Annotated in this window: 17 protein-coding genes; 9 read left to right on the forward strand and 8 right to left on the reverse strand. The window is 62.2% G+C overall.

Annotated elements, in window-relative coordinates; translation table 11 throughout:
* Window positions 1-32: 32 nt before the first annotated feature.
* Window positions 33-989 carry an alpha/beta hydrolase gene (locus tag ACT6QG_RS11810; RefSeq protein WP_444977759.1) on the reverse strand — a complete coding sequence of 319 codons (957 nt, stop codon included), beginning with the start codon at window positions 987-989 and terminating at the stop codon, window positions 33-35.
* A gap of 110 nt (window positions 990-1,099) precedes the next feature.
* On the opposite strand from ACT6QG_RS11810, the gene ACT6QG_RS11815 reads away from it, so the two are divergent.
* From ACT6QG_RS11815 to ACT6QG_RS11835, 5 genes are all read left to right on the forward strand, one after another.
* Complete coding sequence (locus tag ACT6QG_RS11815; protein WP_444977760.1) at window positions 1,100-1,567, forward strand: secondary thiamine-phosphate synthase enzyme YjbQ; 468 nt, start codon at window positions 1,100-1,102, stop codon at window positions 1,565-1,567.
* 117 nt (window positions 1,568-1,684) lie between these two features.
* Window positions 1,685-2,359, forward strand: a complete 675-nt coding sequence (locus ACT6QG_RS11820) for a LuxR C-terminal-related transcriptional regulator (RefSeq protein WP_444977761.1) — start codon at window positions 1,685-1,687, stop codon at window positions 2,357-2,359.
* A gap of 187 nt (window positions 2,360-2,546) precedes the next feature.
* Complete coding sequence (locus ACT6QG_RS11825) at window positions 2,547-3,905, forward strand: AmpG family muropeptide MFS transporter (RefSeq protein ID WP_444977762.1); 1,359 nt, start codon at window positions 2,547-2,549, stop codon at window positions 3,903-3,905.
* A gap of 235 nt (window positions 3,906-4,140) precedes the next feature.
* Window positions 4,141-5,190: a sulfate ABC transporter substrate-binding protein gene (locus tag ACT6QG_RS11830; RefSeq protein WP_444977763.1), complete on the forward strand. Its 1,050-nt coding sequence runs from the start codon at window positions 4,141-4,143 to the stop codon at window positions 5,188-5,190.
* 140 nt (window positions 5,191-5,330) lie between these two features.
* Window positions 5,331-5,888, forward strand: a complete 558-nt coding sequence (locus ACT6QG_RS11835) for a GNAT family N-acetyltransferase (RefSeq protein ID WP_444977764.1) — start codon at window positions 5,331-5,333, stop codon at window positions 5,886-5,888.
* A gap of 91 nt (window positions 5,889-5,979) precedes the next feature.
* Here the strand turns inward: ACT6QG_RS11835 and leuB are convergent, their stop codons facing one another.
* The 4 genes from leuB to ACT6QG_RS11855 all read right to left on the reverse strand — a co-directional run bounded on the left by leuB (window position 5,980) and on the right by ACT6QG_RS11855 (window position 10,114).
* A complete protein-coding gene (gene leuB / locus ACT6QG_RS11840; RefSeq protein ID WP_444977765.1) occupies window positions 5,980-7,089 on the reverse strand; it encodes a 3-isopropylmalate dehydrogenase in 1,110 nt (369 codons plus the stop codon).
* A gap of 289 nt (window positions 7,090-7,378) precedes the next feature.
* On the reverse strand, window positions 7,379-7,783 hold the full coding sequence (locus ACT6QG_RS11845; RefSeq protein WP_444977766.1) for a (deoxy)nucleoside triphosphate pyrophosphohydrolase: 405 nt from the start codon (window positions 7,781-7,783) through the stop codon (window positions 7,379-7,381).
* Window positions 7,780-9,021, reverse strand: coding sequence for a bifunctional glutamate N-acetyltransferase/amino-acid acetyltransferase ArgJ (gene argJ / locus ACT6QG_RS11850; RefSeq protein ID WP_444977767.1), 1,242 nt, complete (start codon window positions 9,019-9,021; stop codon window positions 7,780-7,782). The genes ACT6QG_RS11845 and argJ overlap by 4 nt, the downstream gene beginning before the upstream one ends.
* A gap of 211 nt (window positions 9,022-9,232) precedes the next feature.
* Entirely contained in the window at window positions 9,233-10,114 is an 882-nt protein-coding gene (locus ACT6QG_RS11855; RefSeq protein ID WP_444977768.1) for a peptidylprolyl isomerase, read from the reverse strand.
* A 324-nt stretch (window positions 10,115-10,438) separates the two neighbouring features.
* Here ACT6QG_RS11855 and rpmF point away from each other — a divergent pair, with 324 nt between their 5' ends.
* Both rpmF and ACT6QG_RS11865 read left to right on the forward strand, forming a co-directional pair.
* Window positions 10,439-10,624: a 50S ribosomal protein L32 gene (gene rpmF / locus ACT6QG_RS11860; protein ID WP_444977769.1), complete on the forward strand. Its 186-nt coding sequence runs from the start codon at window positions 10,439-10,441 to the stop codon at window positions 10,622-10,624.
* Window positions 10,625-11,100: 476 nt separating this feature from the next.
* Window positions 11,101-11,859 carry a hypothetical protein gene (locus ACT6QG_RS11865; RefSeq protein WP_444977770.1) on the forward strand — a complete coding sequence of 253 codons (759 nt, stop codon included), beginning with the start codon at window positions 11,101-11,103 and terminating at the stop codon, window positions 11,857-11,859.
* Window positions 11,860-11,936: 77 nt separating this feature from the next.
* Here the strand turns inward: ACT6QG_RS11865 and phaR are convergent, their stop codons facing one another.
* Complete coding sequence (phaR, locus tag ACT6QG_RS11870) at window positions 11,937-12,572, reverse strand: polyhydroxyalkanoate synthesis repressor PhaR (protein WP_444977771.1); 636 nt, start codon at window positions 12,570-12,572, stop codon at window positions 11,937-11,939.
* Window positions 12,573-12,852: 280 nt separating this feature from the next.
* Between phaR and ACT6QG_RS11875 the strand changes: the two genes are divergently transcribed.
* The gene (locus tag ACT6QG_RS11875) at window positions 12,853-14,031 is read left to right on the forward strand and encodes an acetyl-CoA C-acetyltransferase (protein ID WP_444977772.1); all 1,179 of its coding nucleotides are present in this window, start codon (window positions 12,853-12,855) and stop codon (window positions 14,029-14,031) included.
* A 166-nt stretch (window positions 14,032-14,197) separates the two neighbouring features.
* The gene (phbB, locus tag ACT6QG_RS11880) at window positions 14,198-14,920 is read left to right on the forward strand and encodes an acetoacetyl-CoA reductase (RefSeq protein ID WP_444977804.1); all 723 of its coding nucleotides are present in this window, start codon (window positions 14,198-14,200) and stop codon (window positions 14,918-14,920) included.
* Window positions 14,921-14,994: 74 nt separating this feature from the next.
* Here the strand turns inward: phbB and ACT6QG_RS11885 are convergent, their stop codons facing one another.
* Both ACT6QG_RS11885 and ACT6QG_RS11890 read right to left on the reverse strand, forming a co-directional pair.
* Window positions 14,995-15,444, reverse strand: a complete 450-nt coding sequence (locus tag ACT6QG_RS11885; RefSeq protein WP_444977773.1) for an acyl-CoA thioesterase — start codon at window positions 15,442-15,444, stop codon at window positions 14,995-14,997.
* On the reverse strand, window positions 15,441-16,355 hold the full coding sequence (locus tag ACT6QG_RS11890; RefSeq protein ID WP_444977774.1) for a methyltransferase domain-containing protein: 915 nt from the start codon (window positions 16,353-16,355) through the stop codon (window positions 15,441-15,443). The genes ACT6QG_RS11885 and ACT6QG_RS11890 overlap by 4 nt, the downstream gene beginning before the upstream one ends.
* Window positions 16,356-16,399: the final 44 nt, after the last annotated feature.

A 16,399-nucleotide genomic window follows, 5' to 3' on the forward strand; every position in this document is an offset into this window, starting at 1 on the left:
GCCCCTCACCCCGGAAGGACAGCCACACCGGTTCAGAAAGTGTTCAGGAAGGCATCAATCCGCTCAAGCGCGCGATCTGTGAGGCTGCCGGGGAACGAGATGAAGACATGGCAGCCGCCGGGATAGACAGCCAGCTCGGCGGCATTGCCTGCGGCCATCCATGCATTGGCCATGAACAGCGTATCGTCCAGCAGCGGATCCTTCGTGCCCACGGTGAACAAGGCGGGGGGAAGCCCCTCCAGCCTGCCCAGCAGGGGGGAGACATCCACATCCTCCACGCTGCCCCCACCGCTCATGTAGAAATCGACAAAACGCTTCACATCCGTGGTGTTCAGCACCAGCGGCACATCCCCCCAGTTTCGCACCGAGGGGGTCAGGCGCAGGTCATAGCACCCGGCGACCAGATTGGCGGCGGAGAAGGGCGAGATGCCGTGCCTGTCCCGCAGGCGCATGAGCGTGACGGCGGAAAGGGTGCCACCCGCCGATTCGCCGCCAATGGCAAAACGGCTGGTGCCAAAGCGCGCCGGGCCTTCCTTCACCAGCCACAGGGCTGCGGCCTCGCAATCATCCGGCCCGGCCGGATAGGGATTTTCAGGGGCAAGCGCATAATCCACCGACACCACCGCAAGGCCGCAGCGCGTGGCGATACGGTCTGTCAGCATGTCATTCTCGCGCGCGCTGCCGAGCGTCCATCCACCGCCGTGGAAATGCAGATAAACGCCCTTGGGCGCGCCATCGGGCATCAATATGCGCACGGGCACCGGGCCGCGGGGGCCGGGAATGGTCTCCACCCGCGCACGCGGACTTTCCGGCGGCAGGGGAAATGTGCCCTTGTTTTCCAGCCGCGCCCGCCGGATCTTCGGCAGGGGAATATCCCACAGTCCCGGCATGTTCCGCAGGGCCTTGATGATGGCCTCATTCACCATGCGCGCATCCGCGGGTACGGCATCGGCGCGAAATACGGCGGGGTCGAGAACGAGCTTGGACATGAGGGGCTCCCGATTCTGACATTCCGGCATGGCATGCATGCAGAGGCTGACCTTGCCTTGATGACAGGTCATACCCAGCAGGACACCATACTTCAAATGGAGCAGGAAAGATGACGCATCGCACCCCCGCCCGCACGCTGCCCCTCACCCACATGGCCAGTTGCACCCTGCATGTTGAAACACGCGGGCAGGGTTTCACCGACATCACGCGCGAGGCGGCCGCCTTTCTCTCCGAGTGCGGGGCGGTTGCAGGGGTGCTCACCCTGTTCTGCCGCCACACCTCCGCATCGCTGGTCATTCAGGAGAATGCCGACCCGGCCGTGCAGCGCGACCTTCTGAGCGCGCTGGACCAGCTGGCCCCGCGCAGCTTTGCCTGGACCCATGATGACGAGGGGCCGGACGACATGCCCGCCCATGTGCGCACCATGCTCAGTGATGTGAGTCTGTCTGTCCCCGTCTGCGCCGGCCGCATGGCTCTGGGCACATGGCAGGGCCTATACTTACTGGAGCACCGGGACAGACCTCACCACCGGGAGTTGATTCTGTCATTTCTTGGTGCGACGAAAGAATTATGTTGATCCGCCGGCCATATGTTTGCCATTCCTCAAAGAACGCCACGCTGAAATAATGACATGGTGCAAATGACAGGCATACTCCCTGAGGGGAGAAATGACCGGCACAAAACGGGAGGATGCATGGCAGAAGACGCGAAAGACGGCCACCGCCTGATCATCGCAGATGATCATCCGTTGTTTCGTGGCGCCTTGCGCGAGGCGGTGCTGGGACATGACGCGACCACAACCATCGAGGATGTCGGCACCTTCGATGATCTGACCAGACGCTTGGAAGAGGACAGCGATTTCGATCTCGTCCTGCTGGACCTGACCATGCCGGGCGCACGGGGATTTTCCGGCCTCGTCTATCTGCGGGCACAATATGCCGCCCTGCCCGTCCTCGTCGTCTCCGGCAATGAGGATCCGATGGTGATCCGCCGCTGTCTGGAACTTGGCGCCTCCGGCTTCATGCCCAAGACGATGGATACATCGTGCATGCGCAAGGCCATTGCGCGGGTTCTGGCGGGCGACACCTTCACCCCGCCGGACATCGAGCTGAACATGCAGGCCGATGCGGAGAGCGAGGACATCATCGCCCGTCTCGGCACCCTCACCCCGCAGCAGGTGCGCGTGCTGATGATGCTGACGGAAGGCCGGCTCAACAAGCAGATCGCTTATGAGCTGAGCGTTTCGGAAGCCACCGTGAAGGCGCATGTTTCCGCCATTCTCCAGAAGCTCGGGGTTGAAAGCCGCACACAGGCCGTGATCGCCGTTTCCAAGGTGGACACCACCTTGTGGAGCCAGCAACCGGCCTGATCTGCCACACCTGTTTCCGAAAAGGCGCTGCCGCCCCGTGCGCAGCGCCTTTTTGCATTCCGTGCTGCGCTGCGGGTGAAACGCTCGGTCAAGACTCTCCGGCCATAATCCGCCGCAGAAGAGACCGAACCAACACCCGATTGCCCGGCTGGCCACCCCCGCCGGCACCGGGTGACAGGAGCACAGCTTGCACGCCTCCCCACCCGATGTGACCCGGCCCGACGCGCCCCGCCATTCCGCATGGGAGGCTGTCACCGTCTATCTCCGTCCCAGCGTTCTTGTGGTGATTCTGCTGGGCTTCTCCTCCGGGTTGCCGCTGGCGCTGACAGGCACGACCCTTTCGGTATGGATGACGGAAAGTGGAGTGAGTCTGGCCAGTATCGGCCTGTTCTCCCTTGTGGGGCTGCCCTACACGCTGAAATTCCTCTGGGCGCCGCTGGTCGATGCGCTGGATGTGCCCGTTCTTTCACGCTGGCTTGGCCGCAGGCGGGGATGGCTGCTGGCCTCCCAGCTCGCGCTCATGGCCGGCATTGTCTTCATGGGGGCGCAAGACCCTCTCGCCTCCCCCTTCATGGTGGCACTGGGCGCGCTGGTGGTGGCCACACTCTCCGCCACGCAGGATATTGTGGTGGATGCCTTCCGTGTGGAACGGCTGGATACCAGCGAACAGGCGGCCGGCATGGCCGGCTATGTGGCGGCCTATCGTATCGGCATGCTGGTTTCCGGTGCGGGCGTGATCGCGCTGGTCGCCTATCTGGAAGTCACCGGCATTGACAGTTCGCAGGTCTGGTTCTGGGGCTATGTGGCGGCGGCGGCCTGTGTGCTGGTGGGCATGGCGGCCACCTTCATGGCGCGCGAGCCAAGCGCACCCGTGCGCGAGGAAGGCGTGGGCGCCATGACGCGGGTCGCCACCACCGCCATTGGCGCATTCACCGAGTTTCTTGGCCGCCAGCAGGCCATCGCCATTTTGCTGTTCGTGCTGCTCTACAAATTCTGCGACGCCTTTGCGGGCGTGCTGACAGCGCCTTTCGTGATCTCGATCGGCTTTGACAAGGCAACCTATGCGGCCATCGTGAAAGGTGTGGGGCTGGCGGCCGCGCTGGCGGGCGGCTTTGCCGGCGGCTTCATCGCCCGCGCCCTGCCTCTGGTCACCTGCCTGTGGCTGGGCGGGATCCTGCAGATTCTCTCCAACTTCGCCTTTACGGCCCAGGCGCTGATTGGTGTGAATACCGCCGCGCTGACAGCGACAATCGTGATCGAGAATTTCACCGGCGCCATCGGTACGGTGATTTTCGTGGCCTATCTGTCTGCCCTGTGCGGGGTGCGGGCCCACACCGCCACCCAATATGCCCTGCTGACCGCCCTCACTGCCGTGGGGCGCACCGTGCTGGCCTCCGGTGGCGGGTTCGTGGCCGAGGCGACAGGATGGCCCCTGTTCTTCGTCGTCACCTCCATCGCCGGGCTGCCGGGGCTGGCGCTTCTGGCCTGGCTTCAGGTGAAGGGGCATTTCCGCAATCTGGCCCGTGAAAATCAGGATACGCCGTGAGGAACCCTGCCCCACGGCTGGAGACAGACTCCAGTCCCTGACCCAAGCCATTTGGAAAACATGACTTTTCATGAAAGCCCGCAGCACCGCGCTGCGGGCTTTCATCTTTTCCAATGTGCAATTTTGTTTTTCACAATATCTGAAAGGGAGTTCACATCCCCATATTCACATGCTAGAAGGAGATAACGTAATATATATACACTAATTTTTGTGAATTAAGAACAGGAGACGTCGCATGTTCACCCGTCGCACCGTTATCGCCACGGTGGTTGCCGGCGCCCTTGCCGGAGTGCTCGGAGCCGGTTCCGTCCTCTCCCCCGCTTATGCGCAGGATGCAAAGGCCCCCGCCGGGCCGGACAATATCCTCAATGTCTCCTATGACATTGCCCGCGAGCTGTTCGCCGCCGAAAATGAGATCTTCGTCCCTGAATGGAAGGCCAAGACCGGCCAGCAGGTGACGGTGAACCAGAGCCATGCCGGCACCTCCAAGCAGGCCCGCGCCATCATCGAGGGGCTGGAGGCGGATGTCGTCACCTTCAATCAGGTGCCGGATATCGATGTGCTGGTGAAGGCCGGCCTGGTGGACCCGGAGTGGCAGAAGAAATTCCCCAACAATGCCTCGCCCTACTTCTCCTTCCCCTCCTTCCTGGTGCGCGATGGCAACCCCAAGAACATCAAGGATTGGGATGATCTGGTCCGCGAGGATGTGAAGGTCATCTTCCCCAACCCCAAGACCTCCGGCAATGCGCGCTACACCTATCTGGCCGCCTATGCCTATGCGCTCGAAAAGTACAATGGCGATACCGCCAAGGCGGATGCCTTCGTGAAGAAGCTGTTCGGGAATGTGCCGGTGTTCGATACCGGAGGGCGCGGCGCCACCACCACCTTCGTGGAACGCGATACCGGCGATGTGCTCGTGACCTTCGAGGCCGAGACCCAGACCATCAAGAACCTGTACAAGGACAAGAAGCTGGAGACCGTCACCCCGTCCGTCAGCCTGCTGGCAGAATTCCCCGTGGCGGTGGTGGACAAGGTGGTGGACAAGCGCGGCTCGCGTGATCTGGCTACCGCCTATCTCGAATTCCTCTACAGCCCTGAAGGCCAGGAAGTGGCGGCCAAGTCCTTCCATCGCGTGGCCAACCCGGAAGTGGCGGCCAAGTACAAGGACCAGTTCCCCGAGATCCGTCTCGTGAAGGTGGAAGAGGTGTTTGGCGGCTGGCCGCAGGTGCAGAAGGAGCATTTCGCTTCTGACGGCAAGCTGGACAGCCTGTTCACCGCCCGCTGATTGCCCTGCCTTGGAAAAAGCCGGCCGGCCTTCACGCTGGCCGGCTTTTTCATGCCTGCACAAGAGCAAGCCATGGGGCGCATCCGGGCAACCGTGGTAAGGAAGCGGTTCACACCCCTTCCCACGCTTTGCAAGGCCCCATGCTCACCATCCGCCCGGCCAGACCTGAGGATGCAGCGCTGCTGCCCCCCATAGAGAATGCATCAGACAAGCTTTTCCGCACCCAGCCGGATCTGGCATGGATTGCCGAAAGCGATGATGCTCTCCCGGCAGATGCCTATCTGCCCTTTATCCGCGCCCAAACCTGCTGGCTTGCGCAACAGGATGAAACGGTTGTCGGATTTTTGAGTGCCGGGATTCTCGCCGATACGCTTCCCGCACCGGATGAAGGCCCTGCCCTGCATATCTGGCAACTGGCCGTAATCCCCTCAGCGCAGGGGCGCGGGCTGGGGCGCGCGCTGATGCAACATGCCATCGCCGCGGCCCGGACCCTCGGCCTTGCCGGGCTCAGCCTCACCACCTTCCGGCATGTGCAATGGAATGCGCCCTTCTATGCCCGCCTCGGTTTCCGCATTCTCGAAACCGGGGAAATGCCCGCCGCTCTCACGGCCCTGCTGAACCGCGAGGCCGCCCACGGACTTCCCGTGGAAAAACGCTGTGCCATGGTTTTGCCCCTGCACGGCGATCAGACCCCCTGAACGATCTGGCCTCCTGAACCCCTGGAAAATGGAAAAGGGCCGGCACCTTACGGCCCGGCCCTTCCTGATCATCATCCTGGGCTGCGAAAGCTCAGGCCTTCTGTGCCTCAAGCTGGGCGATGATGGCATCACCCATGGCCTGGGTGGAAAGAACCTCACACCCCTCGGTGCGGATGTCCGCCGTGCGCTTGCCAGCATCCAGAACGCCGGAAATGGCCTTCTCGATCCGGTCCGCCACATCACCCTGATTGAAGGAATAGCGCATCGCCATGGCCAGCGAGCCGATCATGGCGATGGGGTTGGCGATGCCCTGCCCGGCAATGTCCGGAGCGGAGCCGTGCACCGGCTCATACATGGCCTTGCGCTTGCCCTCCGCATCCGCCGCACCCAGCGATGCCGAGGGCAGCATGCCCAGGGAGCCGGTGAGCATGGCGGCAATATCGGAAAGAATATCGCCGAACAGGTTATCGGTGACGATCACATCATACTGCTTGGGACGACGCACGAGCTGCATGGCCAGGGAATCGGCCAGATTGTGCTCAAGCTCCACATCCTTGTAGTCCTGCGCGTGGATGGCCGTGACGACCTCCTTCCACAACACGCCGGAGCGCATCACATTGTTCTTCTCGGAAGAGGTCACCTTGTTGCGGCGGGTGCGGGCCAGCTCGAAGGCGACACGGGCGATGCGGTCGATCTCATAGGTGTCATAGACCTGCGTATCGATAGCGCGCTTCTGCCCATTGCCAAGATCGGTGATGGTCTTGGGCTCGCCGAAATAGACACCGCCCGTCAGCTCACGCACGATGAGAATGTCGAGACCTTCCACCAGCTCGCGCTTGAGCGAGGAGGCATCCGCCAAGGCGGGATAGCAGATGGCGGGGCGCAGATTGGCAAACAGGCCGAGATCCTTGCGCAGACGCAGCAGGCCGGCCTCGGGGCGCACCTCATAGGGCACATCCGCCCATTTGGGACCGCCGACCGCCGCAAGGAACACGGCATCCGCCGCCTGCGCGCGCGCCATGGCGTCATCGGTAATGGCCACCTTGTGCGCATCATAGGCACAGCCGCCCACCAGATCTTCCTCGATGGCGAAAGAGGCAAGGCCGGCCTTCTCGATCCAGGCGGTGATGCGCTTCATCTCGGCCATCACTTCAGGGCCGATGCCGTCACCGGCGAGAAGGAGCAGCTTGTGGGTGGCCATGGAAACATCCTTCGCAAAACGGCCCGCCGGGCCGGCTGGTGCATGGCGCGAAACAGGCGCGCCCATGCTGGGAGCAGGAAGCCCGACACCCTCAGGCGCACGGGCCGGTGGAACGGCACGGCCCCGCATGGGGCTGCCCTGCCGGCCACCCGTAACGCGGCGCTATGCGCGGAAATAACGGTCGATCCAGATGGCGGCAGCCTTGCACGGCCCCGCCACCGGGCTTGCTTTAGGGCATTTTCTCCTTCCGGGGAATGAAGAATACCCTTCAGTCATCCGCTTTGGAGGCTCAGGCGCCGAGCAGATCCACAAGCGGGGGAATGAGGGGGGCATCAGCGGGCGGCATGTCCAGCTGGCGCAAGGCACCGGGCCGCACCCATTTCAGCGCCTCATGCTCCTTGCGGACGATGGCACCTTCCCACCGGCGGCAGATCCACAGCGGCATCAGCAGGTGGAAGTCCTCATAACCGTGGCTCGCGAAGGTGAGGGGCGCAAGGCACTCCTCCTTCACCGCAATGCCCAGCTCTTCGGCCAGTTCGCGAATGAGGCACTCCTCCGGCCGCTCCCCGGCCTCGACCTTGCCGCCGGGAAACTCCCACAAGCCGGCCAGAGCCTTGCCCTGCGGGCGCTGGGCCACCAGCACCCGGTTATCGGCATCTACCAGCGCGCACGCGGCCACCAGCACGATTCTCACGAGCGGTAATCCCCGTTGATGGCCACATATTCCTTGGTCAGATCGCAGGTGAGCACCCGGTCCTCACCCTCGCCAAGGCCGATATCCACGGTGATGTCGATGACATCACTCTTCATGTATTCGGAAACCTGGGCCTCGTCATAATCCGGCGCGCGCGCGCCCTTCCGGGCAACGCAGATATCGCCGAAGGAGATGGACAGCAGGTCGCGCTCGGCCGGCTCACCGGCCTTGCCGACAGCCATCACCACCCGGCCCCAATTGGCATCCTCACCAGCCACGGCGGTCTTCACCAGCGGCGAATTGGCGATGGACATGGCGATGCGGCGGGCGGACTTGCGGGAAACAGCCCCCTTCACATGCACCCGCACAAGGTGCCGTGCCCCCTCACCATCGCGCGCCACCTGCTCGGCCAGATCCCCCAGCAGCTCATTCAGCGCCCGGCGGAAAGCCTTCAGGCGCGGATCATTCGCCTGCTTGATGCGCGGAGCATCGCGCCCCGCCGCGGCGCCCGTGGCGAACAGCAGAAGCGTATCGGAGGTCGAGGTGTCGCTATCCACGGTCACCGCATTGAAGGTGCGCTTCACCCCCTTGGACAGCAGGGTCTGAAGCACATCGGCAGCAATCGGCGCATCCGTGAAGACGAAAGAGAGCATAGTCGCCATATCCGGAGCGATCATGCCTGCGCCCTTGGCGATTCCCGCAATCGTCACCGGCACATCACCCAGCAGCACCTGCGCGGCAGCCAGCTTGGGGAAGGTGTCCGTGGTCATGATGGCGCTGGCGGCATCCAGCCATGGCGCATGGGCGAGGCGGGCATTGCAGTCTTCCAGCACGCCCTCGAACTTGCTGGCATCCAGCGGCTCACCGATGACGCCGGTGGAGGCGAGAAATACCTCATTCGGCTTGCAGCCCAGCGCCTGTGCCGCCACCTCCGCGGTCAGGCGGGTGGATTCGCGGCCAGACTGGCCGGTGAAGGCATTGGCATTGCCGGAATTGACCACCAGCCCGCGCGCCCTGCCCTTCTTCAGCAGATCACGACACCATTCCACCGGGGCGGACGGGCATTTCGAGCGGGTGGTGACGCCGGCAACCGTCGTGCCTGCATCCAGAGCCACCAGCAGCACATCCGTGCGCCCCTTGTAGCGGATACCGGCCTCGGCGGTTGCGAAACGCACGCCGGCAACCGGCGGCACATCCGGGACATTTTGAGGAGCAAGCGGAGAAATGGTGACAGACATGGAACAACACCCAACACAATGAGGCCTAACCTGTGACGCACCTTGATCTGGCTGGCAAGTGCCGGGGCCATATGCCAGCCCTGCATTTGCGGCCTGAAGCGGTGCCACCGGCGCCTGTCTCAGCAAAAAGGGGCGCGCCTGGCGCACCCCTTCCCCATTCGTGACACGCCCGCGCCGGAAAGCGCGGAGCGCGATCACTCACCCGACGGCATCACTTGCCAGCGGGCTTTTCGTCTTCCTCGGAAGCGGCGGCGGGAGCCGCGGTCTTGTCGATCTTGGCATTCGCGCGCAGCTTGGTCACGAGATCGGCCTGCGCCTTGCGCACCAGATACTCGCTGACCTGATCCTCCACTTCCTCGAACTTCGGCACCGGCTTGGAGCGCTTGTCCTCAACCTTGATGACGTGCCAGCCGAACTGGGTCTTCACCGGATCGGAAACCTGGCCCTTGTTCAGCTTGAAGGCCGCTTCGGCGAATTCGGGAACCATCTGTTCCTTGGTAAAATAGCCCAGATCACCGCCACTGGCGGCGCCATCGCTGGAGTTCTCGCTGGCCAGCTTGGCGAAATCCGCCCCGCCCTTGGCCTTCTTGGCCAGCTCCTTGGCCTTGGCCTCATCTTCCACAAGGATATGGCGGGCATGCACTTCCTGCTCATCGGCGGCAGTCTTTGCAAACTCCTCATAGGTCTTGCGCTTGGCCTCATCGGTCACGGCGGACTTCGCCGCGTTGGTGAGGATGGCCTCCATCAGAACCTTGTTGCGCGCATAGTTGAGGCGCTGCTTGAAGGCTTCCGTATCCGCCAGCTTCTGCGCCTCGGCAGCCTGTGCGAGCAGGGTCATGTCCGTGAGGAAGGAGAGCACATAGGCTTCCCGCTCGGGCCCCTGCACCTGCGGCGGCAGACCCGGGCCGATATCTTCCACTGCAATCGCCACCTCGCTCGCGCGAATCGGCGTGCCGTTGACGGTTGCGACGACAACGTCCTCCGCCTCCGCCGCAGGCGCCGGCTGCGCCAGGGCCGGCGTGGCGAGGGATGCAAACGCAACAGACGAGGCGAGAGCAGCCGCGAAAACGGCGGTGTGGGCGGAACGCTTCATAGGTCCGGTTTCCTCGCATATATGATCGGCGTAACCACCATGGCGTGCCGATGTGGCGCATATCGGTTGTGAATGGCACACTTGCGCAAGTCTCATCCCGTGGCAAGCAGGCTTTCTTGAGGCAGCCCGCACGACATTTCACAGGACAGGGCTTCCGCTTCGTCGCGAGAGGCTGTATAAGGCGCGCCTTCGATCATGGAATCTGGTTTACCGTGTTCCTGCCATCCGGCAAAAGGGATATGAGGAAACCAGCGCACAATTTGGCGGTAGAGACGTGGCGGGCAAAATGCCCCCTCGGGCGTTACGCCAGCAGGAGTTTGGACAATGGCAGTCCCGAAGAGAAAAACCTCGCCGTCGCGTCGTGGCATGCGCCGTTCGGCCGATGCGCTCAAGCAGCCCACCTATGTGGAAGACAAGGATTCCGGCGAGCTGCGTCGCCCGCATCACCTCGACCTGAAGACCGGCATGTACCGTGGCCGTCAGGTTCTGACCCCCAAGGCTGAGGCCTGAGTCAGCGTGATGGGGGGATGGGCTGTGGCCTCATCCCCGTGACGCACCCGTGAATCGCCACCCGCCTGGAATCAGGCCCAAGCGCGCTTCGGGTGATGTCTGGATTTGAGATCAAGGCGGCAGGCTCCATGCCTCGCCGCCTTTTCCTTGTCGGCGGATTGAGCCCATCTCCGCCCCTCCTCCTGGGTGGTACAGGAATAAAGAGCCCCCTCCCCCGGGAGAAGGAAAGCCGGCATACGGCATTCAGGGTTAACAGTAGCGTGCGCCCTGCGCCTTACTATTGGCGTTTTGTTTTTGCCTTCCTGCTCAACATGTTGAACATCCCATATCTGGGAACCACTGCCCTGCACACCCTGCGCTTTGCCCCTGCGGCAGGCCCAGGGCCCAGTGCCGGAAACGGTGACATTCCCCCCGCAATATGCCACCCATCAGCCCATTCTGCCTGCACCCGGCCCGGACCCGTCTGAGGAGGTTCCATGCTGACGCCAGTTCCGTTGCTGATCATTCCATTCGCGCTTTACAATATCGTGGCCTTTCTCACGCCGGGCCTCGAATGGAACGCGATTCTCTGGCAGGTGCGCCTGCCATCGGGAGCCCTGTGGGATATCAGCACAGCCAAAGCCTTCATTGCCTTCAGCCTGCTCTTTCTCCTGTTCGAGATCCTGAAATCGGCACGGGTGCATGCCCGCTCCTTCATGGATCATGGCCTGTCCGCGCTGATCATGCTCATCTCGCTGGCTGAGTTTCTGCTGGTGCCGCAGGCGGGGACATCCACCTTTGCGATCCTGATCTGCATCATGTTTCTGGATGTGGTCATCGGCATCACGGCAGCTATTCGCGCGCCACGCCGCGCACGCGCAGCCAAGAACCCGCCCGTCGCGAGCTCTCCCGCGCCCCGGCCTGCACCTGCACCTGCACCTGCACCTGCACCGGTCGTAACGCCCGCCCCGGCACAGGCAACAGCCCCGGCAACTCAGGCTCCACCGGTGTCCGCAACAGCCGCAGTGGCAAAGCCTGCGGAAAATGCCCCGCCAGTGACACCGCCCATCCAACCGGTGACGCCGCCCCCTGCGGAAAAGACAGACAAGACACAGCCAGCCACAGCGCCCGAGTCGGACAAGGCGGCAAGCCCCACAGCGACCGGGAGCGCCCCGCCAGTGGCAGCACCCGAAGCCCCTGAAGCCAAGGCGAAAGAGGCAGAAGCACCTGCTCCAGAAGCTGCGGAAAAGAAATAGGATAGCCGGATTGAAAAAGGGCGCGCTCACAAGGAGCGCGCCCTTTTTCAATCCATCCCGGCTGAACCGGAAAAGCTTCAGGATTTGGACTTGGAACTGCCTGTCTGCGGCTTTTCAGCGACTTCAGGCTCCGCAGCCAGCTTGTTGAGCAGGGTCTGCATTTCCAGCATCTGCTTCTTCAGCTGGTCCAGCTCGCTGCGGTCACTGCCGGTTTTCGAGGGCACAGCCTCACCCTGCCCGGCTTCGGAAGCAGGCTCATCACCTTTCGGGAAGGGGATGAACATCTGGAAGGCACGTTCGAACACTTCCATATTTCGACGCACATGATCCTCAAATCCGGGAAAAGTCTTTCCCGTAAATGTATTGGTCATCTGCGAGCGAAATTTTTCCTGATCCTTCGTGAAGCTGCTGATCGAGGCTTCCAGATAGCGCGGAACCAGCATCTGCATGCTGTCACCATAGAAGCGTATGATCTGCCGAAGGAAAGCGATCGGCAGTAGATTCTGCCCCTTATTCTCCTGCTCAAAAATAATCTGAGTCAGGACAGAATGCGTAATATCATCACCACTCTTGGCATCAAAGACAACGAAGTCCTCTCCATCTTTCACCATATTGGCGAGATCTTCGAGAGTGACATAAGTGCTCGTGCCTGTATTATAAAGACGGCGATTCGCATACTTTTTGATGGTGACTGGCTCTTGTGATTTTCCCATTATCCGGTCATCCAGAATTCTTGGCGTTGACCCACGTTAAGGGGTTTCGCCCCCCTTAGCCACCCCTATATAAATACCATCACCGCCTTTCGCATCCGTCAAGATCCTGTGGGAAGACCCTCATCAAATCCGTCGTTGAATACTGATTTGGATCATTGACACATGGATGTTTGAAATTGAGATATATTGGTCAGACGCAAAACGGTGCCAAAACCGTGCCTGCCTTTAAGTTTCACCCGCCCGCCTTTTGCGGGCTGCCTGCAAGTTCCAGGAGAAGATCATGAAGGATGAGGTCGTCATCGTCGGTGCAGGGCGCACCCCGGTTGGTTCATTCAACGGTTCACTGTCCGCGCTTCCCGCCCATGAGCTTGGCACGACTGTGATCAAGGGGCTGCTTGAGCGCACCGGCCTTGCCCCCGAAAAGATCAATGAAGTGATCTTCGGCAACGTGCTGACGGCTGGCCAGGGGCAGAACCCCACCCGCCAGGCTGCGATCCATGCCGGCCTGCCGGTGACGACCCCGGCCTGGACCATCAACATGGTCTGTGGCTCTGGTCTGCGCACCGTGGCTCTGGGCGCCCGCGCCGTTGCCAGCGGCGACAGCGAGGTCGTCATTGCCGGCGGTCAGGAATCCATGAGCCTTGCCCCGCATGCCGCGCATCTGCGCACCGGCGTACGCATGGGCAACGCCTCCTTCGCCGATACCATGATCAAGGACGGCCTGTGGGACGCGTTCAATGATTACCACATGGGCATCACCGCCGAGAACGTGGCCAAGCAGTATGAGCTGACCCGCGAGGAGCAGGACGCTTTCGCCGTTGCTTCGCAGAACAAGGCCGAGGCCGCCCAGAAGGCCGGCAAGTTCAAGGATGAGATCATCCCTGTCACCATTCACACCCGCAAGGGCGATGTGGTGGTCGACACCGACGAATATATCCGCCACGGCGCAACCCTCGAATCCATGGCCAAGCTGCGCCCCGCCTTCGCGAAGGATGGCACGGTCACGGCCGGCAACGCTTCCGGCATCAATGATGGTGCGGCTGCCGTCGTGCTGATGAGCGCAGCCCGCGCCAAGGCCGAGGGCCTCACCCCCCTCGCCCGCATCGTTTCCTGGGCCGAGGCCGGTGTGGACCCGACCATCATGGGCACCGGCCCCATCCCCGCCTCCAAGCTGGCGCTGGAGCGTGCCGGCTGGTCCGTGAACGATCTGGACCTGATCGAGGCCAATGAGGCTTTCGCCGCCCAGGCTCTGGCGGTCAACAAGTCCATGGGCTGGGATACCTCGAAGGTGAACGTGAATGGCGGCGCCATCGCGATCGGTCACCCCATCGGTGCCTCCGGCGCCCGTATTCTCGTCACGCTGCTCCACGAAATGGTGAAGCGCGATGCCAAGAAGGGCATTGCCACGCTGTGCATCGGCGGCGGCATGGGTGTTGCCGTCTGCGTGGCGCGTGACTGATCCGGCAGCATAGCCGGTACCTGCAACATGTTCCGGGTCGCGGAGATTTCGCGACCCGGCATTGAGGCAAGCGCCCATCTCTTGAGGGCGATCCGGGCAAAGCCCAATGAACCGGATCGGATATGGCGCGCATCTGCAACTGGGCGGAAAGATGATGGAGGGAGCTATGGCGCGTGTCGCATTGGTCACCGGGGGCACCCGCGGTATCGGTGAGGCCATTTCGGTAGCATTGAAGGCTGCTGGCTACACCGTTGCGGCAAACTATGCTGGCAATGACGAGGCGGCCAAGGCCTTCTCGGAAAAGACCGGCATCCCCACCTTCAAGTGGGACGTTTCCAATTTCGAGGCCTGCAAGGAAGGTATCGCCAAGGTCGAGGCCGAGGTTGGGCCCATCGACGTGCTGGTCAACAATGCGGGCATCACCCGTGACGCCCCGCTGCACAAGATGACTCTTGAGCAGTGGAATGCCGTGATCAACACCAATCTTTCCAGCGCGTTCAACACGTCTCGCAACGTGATCGAAGGCATGCGCGCACGCGGCTTCGGCCGCATTGTCTGCATTTCCTCGATCAACGGGCAGAAGGGCCAGTTCGGCCAGTCGAACTACTCCGCGGCCAAGGCCGGCGAGATCGGCTTCGTGAAGGCGCTGGCTCAGGAAACCGCCAAATACGGCATCACCGTGAACGCCATTGCACCCGGCTATATCGGCACGGAGATGGTGCGCGCGGTTCCGGCCGATATTCTGGCCAAGATCGTTGCCTCCATTCCTGTGGGCCGTCTGGGCGAGCCGGAAGACATTGCGCGTGGCGTGGTGTTCCTGGCGTCCGATGATGCATCCTTCATCTCGGGCTCCACGCTCACCATCAATGGCGCCCAGTACATCACCTGATCATTTCAGGCGCCGTACAGGCAGGCCGGCCGGGCTTTCCCGGTCGGCTTTTTTATTGCCCGGAGCCTGAAGCGTCAGACGACGAGCTGCTCCATCACAGCACGGATGGGTGCCGGAATCGGCATGGGCCGATGCGTGTTCCGGTCCACATAGACATGCACGAAATGCCCCTGCGCGGCGGCCTGCATGTCCTCTCCCTGAAACAGCCCGATTTCATAACGGACAGAGGATGTGCCCAGATGCACGATCCGCAATCCCGCCTGCACATCCGCCGGAAAATGAAGGCTGCGGAAATAGACACAGCGCGTCTCCACCACCAGTCCAATCACCGGGCTGGTGTGGGGGTCCAGAACACCCTGATTGATGAGGTGTGCATTTACCGCTGTATCGAAATAGGAATAGTAGACCACATTGTTCACATGCCCATAGGCATCCACGTCTTTCCAGCGTGTGGTCAGCGTATGCAGATAGGGAAAGGCGCTGATGGGCAACGGCTCCTGACGCGCGGCGGGCGGCTGGCTCATTCAAGTTTTCCTGTTCTGTCTGTTACTGGCAATGTCACTTCCTGCGCCCCGAGCGCATCGGCAAGGCGCATGCGGGCGGAACCCGGGCGCAGGGGCTTTTGCTGGCTCTCATGCGGTGCCCAGCCCGAAAGCCAGACGATATCGAAAGTGGCGCGCACCCGCCCATCCGGGTCAGAAAACTGCTCGGCATAAATCTCTGCGGCGCGCAGCAGCACAGACCGGCGCAAGGGCACATGCCGGCGTTCCACCAGCACATTCGTTGCCCCCATGCGCCGCAAGTCTGACAGCAGCGTAAAGGGTGAACCGTAGCGCACTGTGATATGGTCCACATCCGTGACAGGAAGAGCAAAGCCGGCGCGTTGCAACAGTCCTCCCAGATCCCGTACATCCACAAAGGGGGCAATGCGGGGGGAAAGCCCCCCGGTAATCTCCGTCTCGGCGATCGCCAGACTTTGTCGCAATTCGGTAAGGCTGGAACCGCCCACAAAGGCCGCAACAAACAGCCCATCCGGCCGCAGAACCCGGCGGATCTGCGCCAGCACACCCGGCAGATCATTCACGCCATGCAGCGCCAGCGCGGAAACGGCAAGATCCAGACTCGCCGGAGCCAGAGGCAGATATTCCTCATCGGCGATCACATCCACCTGCCCGCCTGCCCGCAGCGGACGCAGTGAAACCAGCTTTTCAATCTGCGGGCAGGCAGCCAGAAGGCGGGCCATGGCATCTGTCGGCGTGCCGATATCTGCGGCCAGCGCGAACTGGCGTTTGACCGCGGAAAGGCGGTCGACCATGTCTTCAGCGACGCGCTCCAGCAGAAAGGCTTCCGGCCCGAGCCTGAAGGCACGGGCAAGGCGGCGGCGGGCAAGGGCGCGATCAAAAACCCTGGGGAGCGCATCCGAACTGTTTTTCATGCCCTGCCTATAGCGCTTTAGCTGAAGCGATGCACCCATCACGA

It is taken from the genome of Haloleucobacter ellipsoideus (assembly GCF_052491725.1).